Origin of the sequence: Mucilaginibacter sp. SMC90, assembly GCF_022811725.1 — a bacterium.
Classification (GTDB): Bacteria; Bacteroidota; Bacteroidia; order Sphingobacteriales; family Sphingobacteriaceae; genus Mucilaginibacter.
In genome coordinates this window covers 2243879-2262681 of record NZ_CP094527.1, presented here as the reverse complement: position 1 = coordinate 2262681, position 18803 = coordinate 2243879, and the positions used below count along the sequence as shown (strand labels likewise).

The 18803-nt window shown below is 41.3% G+C and carries 23 protein-coding genes; 13 read left to right on the top strand and 10 right to left on the bottom strand.

Annotation, left to right across the window (positions count from 1 at the left end; genetic code table 11):
* Positions 1 to 179 precede the first annotated feature (179 nt).
* Together MTO98_RS09605 and MTO98_RS09600 are read left to right on the top strand one after the other, a co-directional pair.
* Entirely contained in the window at positions 180 to 461 is a 282-nt protein-coding gene (locus MTO98_RS09605; RefSeq protein ID WP_243486438.1) for a circadian clock KaiB family protein, read from the top strand.
* A gap of 163 nt (positions 462 to 624) precedes the next feature.
* The gene (locus MTO98_RS09600) at positions 625 to 915 is read left to right on the top strand and encodes a hypothetical protein (protein WP_243486437.1); all 291 of its coding nucleotides are present in this window, start codon (positions 625 to 627) and stop codon (positions 913 to 915) included.
* A 35-nt stretch (positions 916 to 950) separates the two neighbouring features.
* Here the strand turns inward: MTO98_RS09600 and MTO98_RS09595 are convergent, their stop codons facing one another.
* Together MTO98_RS09595 and MTO98_RS09590 are read right to left on the bottom strand one after the other, a co-directional pair.
* The gene (locus MTO98_RS09595) at positions 951 to 1559 is read right to left on the bottom strand and encodes an RNA polymerase sigma-70 factor (protein WP_243486436.1); all 609 of its coding nucleotides are present in this window, start codon (positions 1557 to 1559) and stop codon (positions 951 to 953) included.
* 84 nt (positions 1560 to 1643) lie between these two features.
* Positions 1644 to 2027: a hypothetical protein gene (locus MTO98_RS09590; protein ID WP_243486435.1), complete on the bottom strand. Its 384-nt coding sequence runs from the start codon at positions 2025 to 2027 to the stop codon at positions 1644 to 1646.
* A 108-nt stretch (positions 2028 to 2135) separates the two neighbouring features.
* On the opposite strand from MTO98_RS09590, the gene MTO98_RS09585 reads away from it, so the two are divergent.
* On the top strand, positions 2136 to 3017 hold the full coding sequence (locus MTO98_RS09585; RefSeq protein WP_243486434.1) for a LytTR family DNA-binding domain-containing protein: 882 nt from the start codon (positions 2136 to 2138) through the stop codon (positions 3015 to 3017).
* 436 nt (positions 3018 to 3453) lie between these two features.
* Positions 3454 to 4230 (top strand): exodeoxyribonuclease III, encoded by a 777-nt coding sequence (gene xth / locus MTO98_RS09580; RefSeq protein ID WP_243486433.1) that lies wholly within the window; start codon positions 3454 to 3456, stop codon positions 4228 to 4230.
* An 8-nt stretch (positions 4231 to 4238) separates the two neighbouring features.
* Here the strand turns inward: xth and MTO98_RS09575 are convergent, their stop codons facing one another.
* From MTO98_RS09575 to MTO98_RS09540, 8 genes are all read right to left on the bottom strand, one after another.
* Entirely contained in the window at positions 4239 to 4634 is a 396-nt protein-coding gene (locus tag MTO98_RS09575; protein ID WP_243486432.1) for a hypothetical protein, read from the bottom strand.
* A 9-nt stretch (positions 4635 to 4643) separates the two neighbouring features.
* Positions 4644 to 5189: a GNAT family N-acetyltransferase gene (locus MTO98_RS09570; protein ID WP_243486431.1), complete on the bottom strand. Its 546-nt coding sequence runs from the start codon at positions 5187 to 5189 to the stop codon at positions 4644 to 4646.
* Positions 5190 to 5803: 614 nt separating this feature from the next.
* Positions 5804 to 6463 (bottom strand): hypothetical protein, encoded by a 660-nt coding sequence (locus tag MTO98_RS09565; protein ID WP_243486430.1) that lies wholly within the window; start codon positions 6461 to 6463, stop codon positions 5804 to 5806.
* A 110-nt stretch (positions 6464 to 6573) separates the two neighbouring features.
* Positions 6574 to 8277 (bottom strand): AlwI family type II restriction endonuclease, encoded by a 1704-nt coding sequence (locus MTO98_RS09560; protein WP_243486429.1) that lies wholly within the window; start codon positions 8275 to 8277, stop codon positions 6574 to 6576.
* Between the two features lie 2 nt (positions 8278 to 8279).
* A complete protein-coding gene (locus MTO98_RS09555) occupies positions 8280 to 9188 on the bottom strand; it encodes a Dam family site-specific DNA-(adenine-N6)-methyltransferase (RefSeq protein ID WP_243486428.1) in 909 nt (302 codons plus the stop codon).
* Positions 9189 to 9198: 10 nt separating this feature from the next.
* Positions 9199 to 9495 (bottom strand): helix-turn-helix domain-containing protein, encoded by a 297-nt coding sequence (locus MTO98_RS09550; protein WP_243486427.1) that lies wholly within the window; start codon positions 9493 to 9495, stop codon positions 9199 to 9201.
* Positions 9496 to 10337: 842 nt separating this feature from the next.
* Entirely contained in the window at positions 10338 to 11882 is a 1545-nt protein-coding gene (locus MTO98_RS09545) for an RNA-directed DNA polymerase (RefSeq protein WP_243486426.1), read from the bottom strand.
* Between the two features lie 36 nt (positions 11883 to 11918).
* A complete protein-coding gene (locus tag MTO98_RS09540) occupies positions 11919 to 12824 on the bottom strand; it encodes a hypothetical protein (protein WP_243486425.1) in 906 nt (301 codons plus the stop codon).
* A 611-nt stretch (positions 12825 to 13435) separates the two neighbouring features.
* Here MTO98_RS09540 and MTO98_RS09535 point away from each other — a divergent pair.
* The 9 genes from MTO98_RS09535 to MTO98_RS09495 all read left to right on the top strand — a co-directional run bounded on the left by MTO98_RS09535 (position 13436) and on the right by MTO98_RS09495 (position 18650).
* Positions 13436 to 13915, top strand: coding sequence for a DnaJ domain-containing protein (locus tag MTO98_RS09535; RefSeq protein WP_243486424.1), 480 nt, complete (start codon positions 13436 to 13438; stop codon positions 13913 to 13915).
* A 31-nt stretch (positions 13916 to 13946) separates the two neighbouring features.
* The gene (locus MTO98_RS09530; RefSeq protein ID WP_243486423.1) at positions 13947 to 14189 is read left to right on the top strand and encodes a hypothetical protein; all 243 of its coding nucleotides are present in this window, start codon (positions 13947 to 13949) and stop codon (positions 14187 to 14189) included.
* A 12-nt stretch (positions 14190 to 14201) separates the two neighbouring features.
* The gene (locus tag MTO98_RS09525; RefSeq protein WP_243486422.1) at positions 14202 to 14510 is read left to right on the top strand and encodes a J domain-containing protein; all 309 of its coding nucleotides are present in this window, start codon (positions 14202 to 14204) and stop codon (positions 14508 to 14510) included.
* 37 nt (positions 14511 to 14547) lie between these two features.
* On the top strand, positions 14548 to 15336 hold the full coding sequence (locus MTO98_RS09520; RefSeq protein WP_243486421.1) for a DUF3560 domain-containing protein: 789 nt from the start codon (positions 14548 to 14550) through the stop codon (positions 15334 to 15336).
* A 65-nt stretch (positions 15337 to 15401) separates the two neighbouring features.
* The gene (locus tag MTO98_RS09515) at positions 15402 to 15848 is read left to right on the top strand and encodes a hypothetical protein (protein ID WP_243486420.1); all 447 of its coding nucleotides are present in this window, start codon (positions 15402 to 15404) and stop codon (positions 15846 to 15848) included.
* Positions 15845 to 16057 (top strand): hypothetical protein, encoded by a 213-nt coding sequence (locus MTO98_RS09510; protein WP_243486419.1) that lies wholly within the window; start codon positions 15845 to 15847, stop codon positions 16055 to 16057. The genes MTO98_RS09515 and MTO98_RS09510 overlap by 4 nt, the downstream gene beginning before the upstream one ends.
* Before the next feature lie 56 nt (positions 16058 to 16113).
* The gene (locus tag MTO98_RS09505; protein ID WP_243486418.1) at positions 16114 to 17979 is read left to right on the top strand and encodes a ParB/RepB/Spo0J family partition protein; all 1866 of its coding nucleotides are present in this window, start codon (positions 16114 to 16116) and stop codon (positions 17977 to 17979) included.
* A 55-nt stretch (positions 17980 to 18034) separates the two neighbouring features.
* The gene (locus MTO98_RS09500; RefSeq protein WP_243486417.1) at positions 18035 to 18247 is read left to right on the top strand and encodes a hypothetical protein; all 213 of its coding nucleotides are present in this window, start codon (positions 18035 to 18037) and stop codon (positions 18245 to 18247) included.
* Positions 18248 to 18326: 79 nt separating this feature from the next.
* On the top strand, positions 18327 to 18650 hold the full coding sequence (locus tag MTO98_RS09495; protein ID WP_243486416.1) for a molybdenum ABC transporter permease: 324 nt from the start codon (positions 18327 to 18329) through the stop codon (positions 18648 to 18650).
* Positions 18651 to 18803 lie beyond the last annotated feature (153 nt).

Here is an 18803-nt window from a genome sequence, read left to right as displayed (position 1 = left end):
TATTTACAAAAAATAAATTATCACTTAACTTATTGTAGTTTGGCGCAGCACAGCAGATTACTATGATCCGCAAAACCAATAACTGATTTGTTTAAAGAATTTAATCGTATTTAACCTACAGGGTCGAACCATAAATAACCGAAATTTGTTATAAAATCTGTCTTAAATTTTGCAGCACTATGGACAAGGAAAAATGCAAACTTTGCCTCTACATTGCAGGTAAAACGGCAACTACCGAAAAGGCAATTGCCAACCTCGAAAAAATTTGCAGTGAACAACTATCCGGCGAGTACGCCATTGAAATAATAGACCTGCGGGAAAACCCACAACTTGCCCAACAAGAGCAGATCATTGCCGTTCCTACGCTTATTAAAAAAGTCCCTCCGTCACTTCACCGGCTTATAGGTGACCTTTCCAATACGGAAAAGGTTTTGGTAGGATTAAATATTGTTTCTGCCTAGAGGAGGGCCGGTGACGCAGTATATCGAAGGTTTACCGGCAGCTGGATTCACTACAATTTTTAACAATTCACTTATACAGCAAAAAAGTAGCTTTTAATAATTTCGGCATTTTAGAAGAACGTCAAATTTTATCTTTTAGGACTAAAGCAAATATCCTATGGTTATGCGAAAATATACTCCGGGACAGCGGGTTGTATTAACTACAGGCCCGGCTTTTTGTAAAAGCGAGAACTATACAATTATTTCATCTTCACCGGTTTATAAAAAAGCCCCTTTGCTCAGGCGGCTACAGGCGTTATTTGTCCCCGGCAAAACGCCCACGCAAATAATTAACTATCTGTACAGGTGCAAAGGAGCCGGAGGTATGTACGATTTCTTGCAGGAAGATATTCGACTGGATGAAGCCGGGGCAACATCCGGCACAGGGCTGTCAAAAGCAGAAAGGGTTGCTTAACCGAGGCATTATAGGATATTTATTATGGCCCTGTTTCATTTAAGCAATGCCATACTGGTAAGCAGGATAAGCAAACCGTCGGGCAACCTGTCCTTTAGGATGGTGAGGCCACGCAGTTTGTAATTTTTTACCGTCTGTAGGGATAAGTCCATTTCATCGGCTATTTCCTGGTTGCTCATGCCTTCCAGGTAGCTCATGGTAATTACCTTGCAGCATTGTGAGGGCAGCCCTTCAATGGCGCGGTATAATTCGGCCCAGACTTCTGTTTGTATAAAGGTATTTAAATAATTGTCGGAAACTTCCGGAGTTTCCGATAAGATGATCTCTTTGTTTTCATCTGCCCTTTTTTCATTGCGGATAAAATTCAGGCAGGCATTTTTTGCAGAGCGGTACAGATAAGCCTGCGCATGTTCGGTGTTTTCAAACACCACCTGCTTTTGCCAGAGTTTCAGGAAAAGATGGCTTACGATATCTTCGCTTGCATCATCTGCGCCGGTGAGCTGTTCACAGTAATAGCGCAGCGGCGCATGATAGGCCTTAAAGGTGCGTTCGAAAGCTGCCTCTTCACCCATATTCAACGGGAAAAGCCCTTCATCTCTGTACCTGCCGTCATCCAAAAGCATCGCAAAAGCTAATATAGCCATTAAAAGGCCTTTATGCAAAGCTTTAGCACATTTTACTGCTTTCAGGCACTATGGGCGCGCTGCCCATAATGCCTGAAAGCAGTATTAAATGTTGTAGCCGATAGTAAACTGTAACGTCCCGCTGACGCTGTAACCAGCCAGCGAATCATAACGTGGATTAAGGCCCCCGCCTGAAATAACAATGAATTTACTGCTATAGCCTCCCGGCGGTACCGGCACCTGTAATTGGATGGGCAGGCGCGAACCCGCAGCCGCAGCGGTGGCGGCCCCGGCATCTGATAGAAAACGGCTGTCGATGGCTTTTAGGTAAGTTGCCTGATCGGTAGTAAAAACGAAGTTGTTGCTGAGCCATGAGCGGAAATCGGCCCGCATGGAGGCCACTTCGGCCTGGAGTGCAGCATCGGAAAGTGCATAGAGTTCTGCGGTTTTGGCTTTTACGCCATCCGCTGTGAAATTTTGTTTTGCCATAATGATAGGTATGATTTTAAAATATTTAAAACCGAATATCGTTAGATACCTTAACCAATAGGTAATTCAATCACCATTTTTACATAAAGATTAAAAACAGTTTGCCATATGCAGGATGTCCGTATTCCTTATTATGATACCAAGAAACCCATTGCCTATAAAGACACCTACCTCCGCTTGATAGCCTGTATTGTCGCCACACATATTGTCATTGTTTACGGGGAAACCAGGTCCACTTTTGAGATGCTGCTGATGCCTGCCTACTATTACGCATTTATAGGAAGTTTCGGGATCGCATTTACACTCTTTTGGGCAGTGCGTAAAATCGTAATCAAGCTTGATGAAAGATGCGACTGGCTGGAAATGCCGCTTCACCGAATAGGTTTGCAGGCTTTCTTTGGTTTTATCGTACCCGGGCTGCTGGCTTTCTTACTGGCTGCTTTATATTTCAGGATAAGGGGTTACAATATCCTGCACACTACTTATCTGCGCTATGATTTTCAGTTTATCCTGTTGCAGATCCTGCTGATCAATTTTTATTATGTCAGCTATTACTTTTATGGCCGGTGGCGGCAGGCAAAAAATGTGATCGACCGTATCGGCAGTGTGGCACCTGCGCCCGTAGCGTCCGGGGCAACAACTTTTCAGGTCAGCAAAGGCGCTGCCAATGTTTTGTTGCCCATAGATGAAATAGCCTATTTTTACCGTAAGGGGGATAGCAATTTTCTGCGTACCATGCAGGGTGAAGACTTTTTTATTACCCTGTCGTTGGATGAAGTGCAACAGCGGCTACCCGAAGACCGTTTTTTCAGGGCCAACAGGCAATTGGTATTAAACCGCGCTGCCTGTAAGGGTTTTGACCTGCTCAGTTATGGGAAACTGAAAGCAACGCTTTCTCCGCATCTTGATGGAGATGTAGTTATCAGCCAGAAAAGGGCGCTGGCTTTTAAGACCTGGATACAAGAAAAGAGGTTGCTATCAATGCTTTGAATTAAGGCGTTGATCAAGGCCGCTAAATTTGGTGACCCCTGCAAAATTCAATGGCCTCTTGCTCTGATAAAAGAAAATCCCCTGTTTCGTAATAGGTATGGCGGAATTTAATACTCTTGAATTTGTCGGGCGCTACTTCAATAATGTCATCGATAATGATACCCTCCTTTTTATAATTTCTGGTAACATAAACTGTTTGAAAATCATTCCTACTGGCAGGCATAATTACGGGTGATGGTTTAGTATAAATAATAGCCCAACAAATTAAAACATATCGTATTTCCACCAACCATTGAAATAGTTAATTAAGATTTATTTATTTTTTTTGTTGTCTTACCGTTTAATAGGGCTTCGCGGTCAACAAGCCGGCATTTATAACGTTATAGACAGCGGGCGACCGTAAATCGTCTAACCCATATCCGATAAAATACCGCTTATGAAAATTGCTACCTATAACGTTAACGGGGTTAATGGCCGTTTACCAGTACTGCTCCGCTGGCTGAAAGAATACGCGCCCGATGTGGTATGCCTCCAGGAACTAAAGGCCCCGGACGAAAAATTTCCGTTAGCCGCTATTAATGAAGCCGGTTACCATGCCATCTGGCATGGTCAGAAGAGCTGGAACGGGATAGCCATACTTTCAAGATACGACGACCTTAAAGAGTTAAGCCGCGGCCTGCCCGGTGATCCCGACGATTTGCATAGCCGCTATATCGAAGCCATCACAAACGGCCTCGTAGTCGGCTGCCTTTACCTGCCTAACGGAAACCCTGCCCCCGGGCCAAAGTTTGATTATAAACTCCAGTGGTTTAAGCGACTTCAAAAACATGCAGCGCTGATGCTCAAACACGATGTACCCATGGTGCTGGCCGGGGATTATAATGTAATGCCTACCGACCTCGACGTTTATAAGCCTGAACGTTGGCTCGACGATGCCCTGTTCAGGCCGGAAGTAAAAAATGCTTTTAAAGCCCTGGTTGCCCAAGGCTGGACGGATGCGATACGCAAACTTTACCCCGAAGAAAAGATCTATACCTTTTGGGATTATTTCCGTAATGCTTATGGTAGGGATGCAGGGCTGCGCATCGATCATTTATTGTTAAGCACGCACCTGGAAGGAAGGTTGGTTAATGGTGGCGTTGATAAGGAAGTACGCGGATGGGAAAAATCCAGCGACCACGCCCCAGTGTGGATAGAGCTATCTGAAAAATGATCGTATGCTTACGCTGCTGTAATGGTCAGGTATAATTCAGCACATTCGCTAAGGGCATCAAGCGCCGCCACGATTGCGTTTTGCTGGCCGCCGCCTGCCAGCCGCTCGATTATTAAGCCATTTAGTTTTTCAAGGACATAAACCGCGTCGGTAAAACTGCGCACATAATGACCGAGGGACAAAAATGCATTTTGCAGGTCGAGGGCAACGATCAGCTTGCCGAAGGCTTCCGGTAACTTTACGGATGCCAGCACCTTTAAGTCAGCAATTTCCGGCTTATAGGAACCTCGTAAATTACCACTTGCTGCGGCCTCTTTGGAAGCGGCTGCTTTCAGCGACTGGGATAATTTATAAAAACGGCCTTTTAAATCTTCAGTACTTATAGCTGGATCTGAGGATGGCATTGGTATTGTTTAGTTTAAGGTACTTATATAAAGGTCCTGTAATAAATCGAAACCGGAAACAAAGCTGAACCCGGCTTTTGTCACTACTTTTTGGGCGGCGGTATTGCCCTGGTTGACAACCGCGCCTATACTTTTGATATCCCTGCTTTTTAATTGTTTAAGGAACTCCGGCAAAAGTTTCCCCATGATGCGCCGCCCATGATATTCACTTTTAAGGTAAAATTCGATAAAGTAAGGATAATGGTCAAGCCTGTAATGCTCCCTGGCAACTTCGGGGGAGATCAGGTCAACGAGGCCGATAACGCTGCCGGATTGCTTTTCCCTGATAAAATGAAGGAAATTTTTTCCGGCATGGTAGCTTAAAAGGTTGCCCCTGAAATAAGCTTCAGCCTGTTTCAGGGTGCGCAGTTTCTTACCGGGCAGGTAACGCGTCGTGGCCTTATCGGAGAAGATAGCCAGGATGTCACTGCTCACCAAAGATTCCTTTTGGATATCTTCCGGTCGGAACGCATGGACAAAATAATCTTTATGGTCAATATGGACAGGCTCCAGCATGTCGGGTATAATTTAAGATTGAAAAGCAAATTTAACAGGTGCCGTTAAACTATAAGGAAAAGTTTGGGTTATTATAACAATGTGTATTTAGTTTTCTAAAAATGTGCCGGGCTATTTTTAGCCCGGCTTTTGTTTTGTGACTTTCTCTTTCACATCCAATATTAGCCTTTACCCGTTGGGAACATCCGGAATGTAGCTGTTTTTGACAGGTTGAGTAGGGGAAATTTTGGAAGGCTTGCTATAAAGTCAGGATCGCTACAACCTGCATTGTAACAGACTTTGCCTTCAGAGATATAAACTCTACGTTTTCTCGGTTATTTTATCTACCGTAATAATCACCATAAAGATGTTACTGCCGGTTACCTTACATGGATAAGGTAGTACTGGATTCCGGTCGTGCCGTTGAAATGCAAAAATGCGCCAAACTGCCATTGTTTTACTGATTGGAGAAACGAAAAACTAAAAAGTGCTATTAGCTTTTTGGGTTATTTCTATTGGACATTATACATCAGTCCATATCCATATATACCTTGGCTTGTTTGCATTATCAGGACAAATAGTTAATAGGAAGCCAAGGTGATCAAGGCGATCTATCAAGTTGTTAAATGAACATTTTAAAGGTGCTGTAATATATTAGCGGGTAATTTCTCAATAGGCAGGCATTCTGAGATAGAAAAATGAAACTTATCTGTTACTCCTCGTTTTATACCATCGACAAAATCACCTTGTCCTGTCTGTCTGGTATACGACCTGACAGTTTTCTTCAATTGATAAATTGACTTTAATATATTCACTTCTTGATAGACGCAAATTCCTCCGACATCAGCACAGGGTCGATCAAATTTCCAGACCACATAGATCGGAATATTCCTTCCTTGTTCCCGGAGGTCGATTTCTTTGCAACTAAAATAGCTTAAAAGCTTCGGAGTATCCACCACCAATGTTTCTTTAGGAAATAGCGGTTCCCCTAAGATTTTTGCCGCTTTCATAAAAGCTTTTCCTTCAAGATATTTTGCTTCGACACGTGCAATCAGTTTTCCATTCGAGTCACGCACTAACAGATCCGGATTCTCATGTACAGTAGTTTTTGATACCAGCAGTCCTGTTGATTCATGTATAAATTTTTCCAACTCTTTTACCAGCCCCTCTGAGTTGGCCAAGTCTCTTTGAAAGGGATATCTTAATGCAGAATAAGGCTGGCATATATTACACCCTCCGCAACTTTTATCACCTTTGCTGAACTCATCGATATTAATTTTGCAGTTTAAAGGCATATAACGCTGATTAACTTTTAATCAAGTTTTCAATATTTTACGTGACAGCCGACACTCGATGCTTTTATCCGGTTATGGGAGCCGGGGTAGTTTTGGGGTTATAGCTCGAATCAGGAGACTGCCCCGTTGCTATTAACACTTGAGAGCCAGTTTAATGCTTCACTTGTAATTCCTTGGTACCATTCAGCTTCACTGTTTGCAGCTATTGCCAACTCATTAGAACGCTCAAAAAAACGCTGTACATGGCGTGGCTCAGGAATATAATCTACCTTATGCGAATCCTCAACCATTTTAATAAAAACATTTAATGGCAAAGGGACAATAGTTGAGGTTCCACCGTAATAGCTAATGTTCATTTTATGTAGTGCGTAAAAGTGCGCAATACATGCTTCATTGATCGTGGGTGCAATAAACAGGCAATAAGCTGTTTTATCCGTTTCTCGCTTCAACTTTGCCAGATGCCGGGAAACAGGTTCTCCTTCTGTTTCATATTGTCGCTGTCCGCTCTGCATGGTTACTTCTACAGTCAGCCTGAAACTGTCATAGTCACAAACAATATCTGCCATGTTTCCCTGAGCAGTTGACATTGGATTGCCAAAATCATCAAACTTCAAGTTTGCCTTAATATTGCCTCCATCAAGCATGGTCATGGCACGCCAAGTATTCCATTCAAGCATTAAAGGAGTGTCATATAAAGAACCGTCAAGTATCTGTTCAAATGTTGTATTGATTTCTTCAAACAGACGATAATCTTTGATAGCCAATACCTGTTCAGTAAGAATCCTTTCTTTTCTACTTTCTAATTCACTTGCGAAAATATCCTTGAGCTGTTCTAAAGAAGTGATTTCTGCCACTTCAACATCAGGAAATTCAACCCTAATCTTTTGCTCGAGCATATCCCTATTATCTGTCAGCAATGATGGTGTATGAGCATTGCCAAGATAAGCTGAATAACGCCCTTCATCATCTATAAAAACGGGATCCCTGTCGGTGTGTTCCAAGAAATAATCAACCTCTTCTAATTTTTCGGGCACAATAGAGATAGACTTGCCAATATGAGAAATGTTCACCATGCCTGTTGCCCGCAGGTAACGAAAACAAGCATCGGCGTAATCCCGCATGTTACTTGCTTTTGTTCGAAGGAACTTTGCCACAGAAGCATCATTGGTTTCTCTTGTTTTAGTTCTGCCGGCCACAATGTCATCCAGGTAAATCTCTTTTAATTCGGCTTCTAAATACTCCCCGCGAAACTGTTTATAATTCCCATCGTTTTGAGCTTTTGCGGTTCTAAAGGCATCAATCTTTGAAACGACCTCATCAAATTGTCGGTAGTCTACTAACTGCAATCCAAAAATCATTAGTTCATCAAATTTCAAAGAGCCGAAATGACGGATTAGCCGAAATAGTTCGAGGTACGGTTTACCCCAGAAGGCCGCAGAATTTGCAGATGGTTTATGATATGGTGATGGAACCTGAAATTTAATCAATTGACGCAAAAACACTTCTTCTTTTCTGGCAGCGCTAATCAGCGCCACACCCGCAGGTGTTAAACTGATGACCGGAGCGAGCTTTACAAAGCCAAGGGCCTTAGGGGCGCGGTTTATACGGTCCCTTGCACTGAAAGCGGGATCATTGGCCCCTTCACCGTTGAAAAAATTTTCTTCCTTCAATAATTCCATGAAAGCTGCCTGACTTTCCGAATTCCACACTTGTCCTGAAAAATGAATGTTTAATAGATCAATTTCAGGTATCATTTTAGCCGGGGTTCTGGGTGACGTTGTAACAAATATTACTTTGCTGTCAATTCTTGCCATGATTATACTGCTAAAACTTTTTTAATTAAGGTTTCATTTGACTGCTCCTGTGCGATGTTGCCATAGTTAGAAACAAGAAAGTGCGATGCAGATGATTTAAATCTATTTCTAATATTTACTGCATAGGACTTGCCATACTCATCAACAATCAGATCACTATATAGCGCCTCTGTTAGTGGAGTTTTTCCAATGACCATTAGAGCTTTACACTTTAGTTGCTTATACTTTTTGGACAATTCTGTATGATTGTACTCATTAAAGCCGTCTTTGTACTCCTTATTGCCATAATCGGAGAATACGCAATCATACGGTGGGTCTAAAAACATAAAGTCATCCTTAGTGGCCATTTTAAAAATATCGCTATAATCGAGGTTATAGATCTCTGCATTAGAGAGAAGCTCACTATGGGACTTTGTTACCAGTGAAGTGTTCAAATTTGGATAACGTCCAAAGGGTACATTGAATTCCCCTTTTGCATTATATCGGATCATCCCAGAATAGGCTGTCTTATTGATAAAAAAGTACAATGCTGCATCGGAATACTTTTTTTCAGCGAGATCGTTAAACATGTCCCTTAGTTGGTAATAAAACACCTCATTTTTATCTTCAACTCGTTGACTCGGTGATTGAGCTTTCAGTTGGTCGAATGCCTTCCGATTAGCAGTATAGATATCTTCAATATCAGCCAATTCCCTTTGCAGATCTTTAAAATCAGTTTTTACACCTTGATAAAAAGCAATCAGCTTCGAATTAATGTCATTAATTATTGCTCTTTCTGGCTTTAAGTAAAAAAATAAGGCGCCGCCTCCGAAAAAAGGTTCAATATACTTTCCCTTTATAGTTGGAATATGTTTTTCTATATACGGTATCTCTTTCGATTTTCCGCCTCTGTACTTTACTAATGGTTTCATAAATTGATTTTTAATGTTCGTAACCGAGAATGTTACTGGATACGACATTCAGAATTTGAGTGGCATCTTCCTCATCGGCTATAATATCAAATATCCTGTCTGCCGACCACAACTGGAGCAACTGTTTTTTATCGACTTGCAAATAATCCGCTACGAGTAAAATTTGCTCTCTTCTAATGCGTCTGCCACCTTTTTCGATTTTACAATAAGTAGCAGTATCAATGTTTAGTAGAGAAGCAAGCAATCGCTGTGGAATATGCTTTTCTTCTCGTAATGATTTTAACTTATCACCAATTATATTTGACATTGTCTTGTCTTGACATTATTTGGCAAATAAACGTATTTAGAATCATTCCGCCAAAGTTTTGCTCCGTGTATATAGACAATACGAAAAAGCATTGAATGGTTCTTAAAATCCTGTTCATTAGTAAACATCAATTAACTTTATTGAAAATGACGTTTATTAATCGTATTGCGTGGTCTTAACCGAGGGTATGAATATCATTTGATCTTTTTACTCTTTATTTTGGCTTGTTTTCCGAAATTGTTGGTTGTTAGGTACTGTAGAGCTTAAGGAAGGTAGGCCTGTATGGGATTCAGTATTCTTGAAGGCAATATCCTTGCCCTTTTATGATGTGTCATCTACTTTGCAAACAGTTGGCTTATCCGAGTATATGAAGCTTACGGTGGCATCTTAATTATTTGGCATCGACATTGGGCCGGTAAGTTAACGGCTTAAAGCCGGATTGATATGGCATAATCGGTACGTTGGTTGCATTTACGAAAACATCTGGGTGAATATCGATTCGATGGCGTCAAAAATGCTGACGTCAATACCATTGGAGGGCATGACATCTTAATTCAATAGGAATTTTGTTATATGACTGCCCGCAAATTTTGACATTAAATACAATGGCGAAAAAGCAAAGGTATCAGAAATAGCCGTTGGCTTGTACTAAGTACCATATTTTTTGAGTTTTTTTTATATTAAAAAGCGCCACAAAAAACAAGTGAACTATTGGAGACAAAGGCAGCTTATCCTTCATTTCGTGTTCATGAAAAATAGCGAATATTTTTTCATTGCTGGTGAATATACGCTCTGGACGGATAAGCTAACTAGCCTTGCTACCAAACATCAATAGCACAAAATTAAGTGTCACTTTTTTTGAATAAAGCTAAATGCTTTAACAATTGGATATTCTTTCCAGGTTTCTTTATTGTTTCATAAAGTTTTATATCCGTGGGTAAAGGTTTAAAGAACTCAACCGCGTTGTTTTTCAAGCTGTGTATAAGTTCACCTTTGACTTTTCTGGGCAAAGGTATTTTAAACAAATCAACAGACTTGACAAAATAAATCATCCAAATCAGATCGTATTGATTGCCCTCTAAATCTTTCAGCTTCTCATTCATCAATTTTTCTATTATTGCCTTGATTTTTGTTGTAGTTTTTGCCTTTTTAATATTATTGCTCAGTATTTCTTCTATCACACCAAGGATTTGCGGAAATGATTTATTTCTACGCTGTTTCAACATTAGCAACAAGCTTATAGCTTTTTGCAAATCTTTTCCCTTGAAATCAAATTTAAGCTTGTAGTCATTTGTGTAGAGCTCACTTAAAAAGCGATCGACTGCACCCGTTCCTTCGTATTTTTTATCTACGTTAAGCGTTCCTCTTAATGAATTTTCAAACCGCTTATAAGAAATTCTCTTCCGGTACTTTAGTGAATATGGTTGGTAAGCGGCAGTCCATTCTCGAAATAATCCTTCCGGCAATTCATCTACTTGTGATTTACTTTCGTTAAGTGTTAAATTAAAGAGAGCCATTTGTTTTTGCAGTGTTTTGATAATGAAGTTGGCATCCTGTTTCGAATGGCATAGAAAACGGTAATCATCTTTGAATCTAACGCCGATAAACTCAATACCTTTCTTCACAATCAGCTTTGAACATTCCGTATCAACGGCAGTTAGGATAATTTCTGATATTAAATCAGTAACCGCCGGCCCGATTGCTACACCGTTTGTACAACCATCATTTGAATATTGGAAAAGCTTGTCCAAGACAAGCCCAACAAACTTATTGTAATCACTGCGGTTACCTTTTTTTCTTATTTCTGCCTTACTATGAATAGCCCAGGCTATACTATGGGTATAAATGGAAGGGTAAAAATTTTTGATATCAGTTTTTAGAATAAATTTATAATCGTATGCCTCAGCTACCAGATCATTTTCCGCCATTTCCAGAAATTCATAGATCATCCGCCCCGCGCGTAGATCACCTAAAAATCCCACATTTTCCGAAGAAATTGGTATTGGAAAACTGTAGGAATATATATTGTTATCCTGCCTGAATAAAGACTTTTGAATAAGGTTCCACTCTTTTATCATGTACCAGACAATATCGTGGTAAATCTTGGGAGCAATTATGCCAAATGTCCGATCTGTAAGTTCAGTTTTAGGGAAAGAAACACTTAAAAGATCAAATTTTTCCGGTTCAAATTTGGGTTGAGGGCCGCTATTATCTATCGTATAAAATGGATCATTCCTTAAATCAAACTTTAGCACTTTAAAGCTTGGTGGGATTACATATTGCTCAGGGTAATAACCCTCTTCAAGCAACCATTTGGCAATGGCAGCCTTAGGTATTTTCTTTAGCAGTTTCTTTGTTTCGGCAACATGCTGTTTAGGTAATATCATCGGGTAAGGAAGGTTGTCGTATTGAAATGAATTTGCTTAGAACTGATTGTAGTTTAAGTAAATGTTGCCGGTTTCACTGGCTATCCGTCGTTTCTTTAATAGAAGGTCAGGTAACGTTACATGTCCGTCCAATACCGCAACCAAATCAACTCCATCCATGATAATGATAGACTTAAAATGTGGAGAAATGGCTTCAGTGGTTACACCTTCAATGGTAATTAAAAGTCCGACCGCAGTTTTAAATTTTGTTTCTACCTTGTAACAAAAGGACGCTAAATCACTTCTATCAACCTGTCGTTTCCACTTAGCCTCCAAAAGATAATCGGTAGCATGGAAAGTAAATGAGCCATCTATCTGCTCACCAAATATCTTAAATGAACCTTTAGGGTCAAGCTCAAATAACATAAAAATATCATGAAGAAATTTTTCCAGCGCGAATCCTCTTTTTTGCAAATCTTTGGATATTACCAGTCCGTTAAATGTTTCTTTAAGGAGCAAAAGTTCTTCACTTAAATTCTTCCGTTGCGCAATCTTCTTTTCATATTCAATCCTCCGCTTTGAAGCTTCCTCTTCCTCTTTACTTTTTTGAATGTGGCCTTTTGTCAAGGTTCTCACACGATTAACTGCTTCCTTTGCTTTCTTGGTTTTCGTCCCGTCATCATCCCAGAATTTCAAATTGCTGAAATCCTCAAAATCAGTGACTGCAAAAAAAAGCTGAATCAGATCATTTCTATAAATGTCAGGCCTGTTAATCATTCTTTCTACCAGCTCCTTAACGGCCTCCCTTTTAGTACCATTCCAATCAAGTGTCGCTATAATGGCGTTATTTGATAATACGAGTTTTAGATAATCCCGTAAATCTTCCTTCTTCCAATATATTACAGCGAGGGCTTCTTTGAGGGCTAAGATCGCATTAGGCGAAATTTTGGTGTCATTGTTCATGGAATAAAAAATTAGTCTTTTAACCATGATTGAAATCTTTAAGTAAAACAGGTTCCAACTTAAATCCAATTCGATCAGGGCGAAAGGTTTAGTAATTAAGGAATAAACATAAGCCTTTTTTTTATTCGCGTTACAATGTTAGGCATCAATCCTTAACAAAATACTTTTCCTTAAAAACCTTTAAATCCCTCAAACATTGCCGGGCCGCCATGCGGCCGCGCTTTCCGCTATATCTCCTTCGGAGGATGCCGCTGCAATCGCTCCCGGACTTGTAACCTGCTTTTTCTTTTCAGCCGCTTTTTGTTTTTAAGCTGCCTTTTACTTTAATCTCCACTCCTGTATAAGCTATGACGCAAAGAACGGGCACCGCACGCGGTGCCTTTTTCCATTCCGTGAAGCGGAGAAATATCGGCAAAAATACTTGTTCGCCGGTACCTACGAACAGTCCCGTCTCCGCTACGCTCCGCCAGAACAGTTCTCCGGTACCTCACTCGAACAAGTCTTCTTTTTCCTCATTTCTTCCCGCTCCACGAAATGGAAAAAAGCCCTCCGGGGGCGGGTGAAAAAAAAGAAAGAAAGTTTAAAAAATCATTCACAAAAAAGACACAGTTATGAAATTCTTTGAGCAATGCAAAACACTCGACGAGGTAAAAAGCACCTACAAAAAATTAGCCATGCAGTACCATCCCGACAGGGGCGGCGATACTGCGACTATGCAGGAGATCAATAAAGAATATGCCTTTGTAACGGCCAAGATCGCAAGCGGGGCAAGCTTTACCGCCGAACAGCGCGAACAGGAAATGAACTTTTCCGAAGAATACCGCAAAGTAATTGAACAGATTATTTACCTCCCTGCCATCCTGATAGAACAAATAGGCTTTTGGATTTGGGTAACGGGCAATACCAAGCCGGTTAGGGAAGAACTCAAAAAAGCGGGGCTATTTTTTGCCTCCAAAAAACAGGCGTGGTATTTCCGTAGCGAGGCCTACAAGGTTAAGCGGGGCGGCAAAAAATCCCTCGATGAAATCCGCAGCAAATACGGCTCTGAAATCATCAGCAGCGAACAGCGCAAAGCCTTTGCGCATCATTAATCCATTTTTTCAAACCTTAAAATACATCGTTATGCTACCTACATTAAAAATTGCAACCGGGGTCATGTTACCCGATAACGACCAATGGCAATTCAGATTCAACATTGAAAGTGAATCATCCAACAGGCTTTATGTCATTGCCCAAAATAAGAAAAAAAGGTATTGGGCTTGCAGTTGCCCGGGATGGAAACGGTTCCGCAGATGCAAGCATTTACAGGCTGTGGGCTTACCTGCCAATGAAAAGCCCTTTGAAGTAAATATCATTCACAATTAAATTTTTTTAAACATGGCAAAAGGATTCTTAGACGGGTACAAAACCTATGATTCAAGTAAAGGTTTTGGCAGCCCAAAGGACTGGAAAACGGCTTTTAAAAACCGTATGGGTAAAGAGGAAGCCGAGGAAATTTTACAGAAGCAACAGCAAACGCCCTTCGACCTTTTAGGCATTAAGAGCGGCGCCACACAGGAGGAAATAAAAAAAGCATACCGCAAAATGATTATGCTTTGGCATCCCGACCGCAACCAACACCGCATTACCGAAGCCGAGGAAATGAGCAAAAAGATAATAGCGGCATACAGCATTTTAACCGATTAACGAACAGGCATAACAACCCATTAAACAACACATTTTTATGAAACACAATTTTGAAGAGCGCAAACAAAACCGCATCGGCTACGCCAAAGACCAGGCAGCAAAAAATAAAAAGGAATCCGAAAGGCTTTTTAACAACGCCAAAGAAATGGCATCACATATCCCGATGGGGCAGCCTATACTAATCGGCCATCACAGCGAAAAAGCAGACCGCAGGTACAGGGATAAAATCCACAACACCTACGGCAAATCATTTGAAAAAATGGATAAGGCCGGTTACTATGAAGATAAGGCCGAAACCATCGCCAGTAATGACGCCATCTTTAATGATGACCCTAAAGCGCTGGATAAGCTGCGCGACAAGCTGCAAGGCCTTGAATCGGTACAGGAGTTTATGAAGCTTGCCAATAAGTGCGTAAAGAAAAAGGACAAAGAAACATTTCTAAAACACGCCTTTGGCACAGAGCAATTATGGACACAAATAAATACTCCCGATTGCTTTAAAACTACGGGTTTTCCTTCTTACAAACTCCAAAATAACAATGCGGGTATCAGGCGTATCAAAGAGCGCATTAAAGGACTGGAAAGGCTTGAAACAAGGGAAGAAAAAGATTACATCATCAATGGCGTACGGGTTAAGGAAAATACGGAGGCCAACAGGGTACAATTATTTTTCCCTTCCCGCCTTTCCAAAGAAGCCTACAGGTTCGTGCGTAGTTATGGCTTTGTGTGGTGCAGGTCGGAATCTGCCTTTCAACGGCAGCTAAATAACTATGCGGTCAGGCTTGCCAAGGAATTAGCCGGTAAATACCCCTCATTCAATCAATAACCATCCAAACATTCATAAACATTTTAAACGGGGGCGCAGCCGTATAAGGGGCGCACATTTCAACAATGGAATTTTTAAATAAAAGTGCAACGATCATATTTATAAAGCTAATAGACAGCTTAAAAGACGGGGAACACCGCAAAATTGAAAATAAGCCGTTTATGCCCCTGACCATTGAGCATATAGGCAAAGGGATTAACACGCCCTGGGGAACGGCAAACCTGTACAGCCTTTGCCATTATTACGAGCAAAACGGTGACCTGATGCAAGACCCCGAAGTATGTTTTATCGTAACCGATGAACGCAACGGCTTTACGGCAGATTATGAAAAGGTAAAAGTTGCCCCTTACCTGTTCCGGCAAGCAAACCTGGGCTTTTATGAAGAGTGCGTACGCATGTTAAATGGAAGCCTCACCACGTTCCACCGTAAAAAGCAACTTGACCACACAGAATTTGCAAACGATTGGCTTATCAATATCCAGTCACAGGGATTTTTAAAACACATCCTATGAAAACGCAATATCATTTCCAGATAAGGAAAAATGGCAACCATTCCGCATGGGATTTGATAAAGGCACACAAACGGTGTTTGCCCGATTGGCAAACAGCCGTTTGCCTTGCCAAACGAGCCGCAAGGTGCTACCATGCTGAAATCAGGCTAACGGAAGGACGCGATCCATCAAGGGCGAACGGGCATTATTTCCGTTCCTCCGAAGCTTAGAAGCCTATCAACATTCATTTTTTTAACAACGTCATTCATTTTTAAACTTAATTTTTATGTCAACATTAGTTAAGTCTCCAAAAGGAGGAGCAAAAAATAAAACAGCGAGTAAAAGAGCAACCCTTAAAAGGACATTTGGTAAAAACCGTACCGTGTCACAAGGCGCAGCAACGCAGCCGATAAAAGCCCAAGCCGTTGAAAACGGGGAGCAGATATTTATTGCTGTTAAACAACTCCATTTTAGCCCGCTTAATTACCGCAAACTATATTCCCAATCTGACCTTGATAGCTTTGCGATAGAACTGGCCGTACATGGTATTATAAGCCCCCTTACAGTGCGTAAGTCCACAAAGGAAGGCTATGAGCTTGTGGTCGGCGAAAGGAGGCTTAGGGCGGCAAGGATCGCTAAGATTTCCGAAGTGCCTGTTGTTGTAAAGGAATATACCGACGAACAGGTCATTGAGATACAGCTTGCCGAAAACATGCAAAGGGAAGATCCGCACCCATTGCATGAGGCGCAACATATTGCCCTGCTGCAAAGCACCGGAAAAACCATTGATGAAATTGCGTTGCGCCTGGGCAAATCCAAGGCATTTATTTACAACCGCATCAGGTTATCCCAACTGATTGCACCTATGCAGGAAGTATTTATAAACGATAAGATCGGCATACAAGATGCTTTGGAAATTGCAACACTTGCCACAGAATCCCAACAGGAATTTTTCGACGAGTATTGCAGCGACTGGCAAAACAATAAATCAGTCATCGGTAATGTGCGTTACTTTGTTTCAAAATTTAAATATGACCTGAAAAATGCGCCCTTTAATGTGCGCAACAAAAGTTTGGTTCCTGATATGGGAGCATGTACCGGATGCCCTTTTAATTCTGCAACCATTAAAACCCTTTTTCCTGAACTGGCTAAGGAAGCCGTTTGTAATAACAAGGCTTGTTTTAAAAACAAATGCCTGGCACAGGCAGAAATTAATATCCGTAAGGTAATTAAAGAAGTCCAACCCGACGCTCTACTGAAAACGGCTAACATCCCCGCCGATTATCAGATCATCATTGATTCCTTACCTGAAACCGCAGGGCTTCCCGAATACAGCTATTATGATATAAAACGTTTTTTCAAACCTGAAATGCCACAGGAGGGAACCTATACCCTGACTACGGATAAAGGCAAAACCAAATTTGACAAGAAAGGCTATAACGCAGCATTGCAGGAATACAATGATAATTTGGCGGCCTACGAAGAAGCCTATCAAAACAGCGAAAACCTCAAAGGTTTGTACGTCAGCTTCAGGGAGACACAGATAGTACTCTTTAACCCTGCCAAGCAAAACGATTATAACCAAACTAAAGTAACCGCAAAAGAAGTACAGGAGGCCATCAAAGCAGGTACGGTTACCCCTGAATTATTGGAAGCGGAGATAGAACGTATTACCACCAAAGAAAAGAGGTCTAAAGAGATCGACCTTGATAAAATACAGTTGCAGGTACATGGCCTTTTCAAAAGCAGCTTATTTGAAATGCCGACCGAACAGGTACTTACAGCCGCCGACCTTACAGGGGCAAGGCTTTTGGTGTACCAATCATTGGACTATTTAGTAAAGCGCAACGCCGATGCCTTTTTATTGGGGGAACAGGAATATAGCAAAGAGGCCCTTTATGCCGCCCTGCAAAATATGACAGAGCAACAGTTCTGTTATCTGATCAGGCTTGCGGTAGCGGCTAAATCAGAAAGCCAATATCCGGGAAATGTAACAGGTTATTGCCTGTACCAAATGGCAAGCGAAGCCGGAACAGACGTTCAAACAGTGGAAGCCGAACAAGCAGCAAAAGCAAGCGAACGGGAGGCAAAAATCAATCCGAGGATTGAAGATTTGCAAAACCGCATAGCTGAAATGCGGGAGCAAAAGTAGTCATAAAACAAAAGCAGCCGCCCGACAAGGCGGCTGCAATCTTAAACATTTAAAAATGGAAGCAATGATAATAAAAGATTTAACCGGTAAGGAATTTACCATAAACGATATAGAAGGTTCTATAGCTATTGTTAAGGAATTTTTATCTTATCAAACAACTGCGGACACGCTAAATTTGAAAAGGCTTGATGAATCTGTTTTGAGGTACTGGAATGACTTTTACGAAAAGCTTTTAGGGCTGCAACAAAAAGCATCGGAAAAACAATAACATTTATGACAGGCTTTACAATTGAAAATACAATTATAAAGCCTGTTAGCACGTTTTTTTAATACTAAATTCTACGGCAATGGAACACAATTTTTTTAATGGTATGGTCTTAGGCATCTTTTCTATTAGTTCAGGACAGTCCGTTGAACTATTCGGTGGCTTTATAGTCCTTATAGGGCTTGCGCTTCGTTACTGGATAAACCGCAGGAGGTTTAACCGCCGTAATGGTGCGGGGGTGCAGCTTTTTAGCAGTTATGAAAAAAAGGTGGTACTTACATTGGGCGAACGGCTGTTGAAATTACTTGGCTTGGTATTTATCTTTTTTGGCATTTATGTAATGCTTGCAGGATATGCCCAGCGTGAGCACGAACCAAAGCAAACGCCGTCCACTCAGGCACCATAATATTTCTACTTTATTTTTTTTATCCTGCTACAATGCCGGTGAACAACGGGCAGCAGCGGCGGGAAGCGGAGCAGCCGATACCCCCAAAATGCAGTGTTATTTACAAGGTCATTTTGGGAATATCGGCTGCGCGTTTTTTATAGCCTTTGTAAT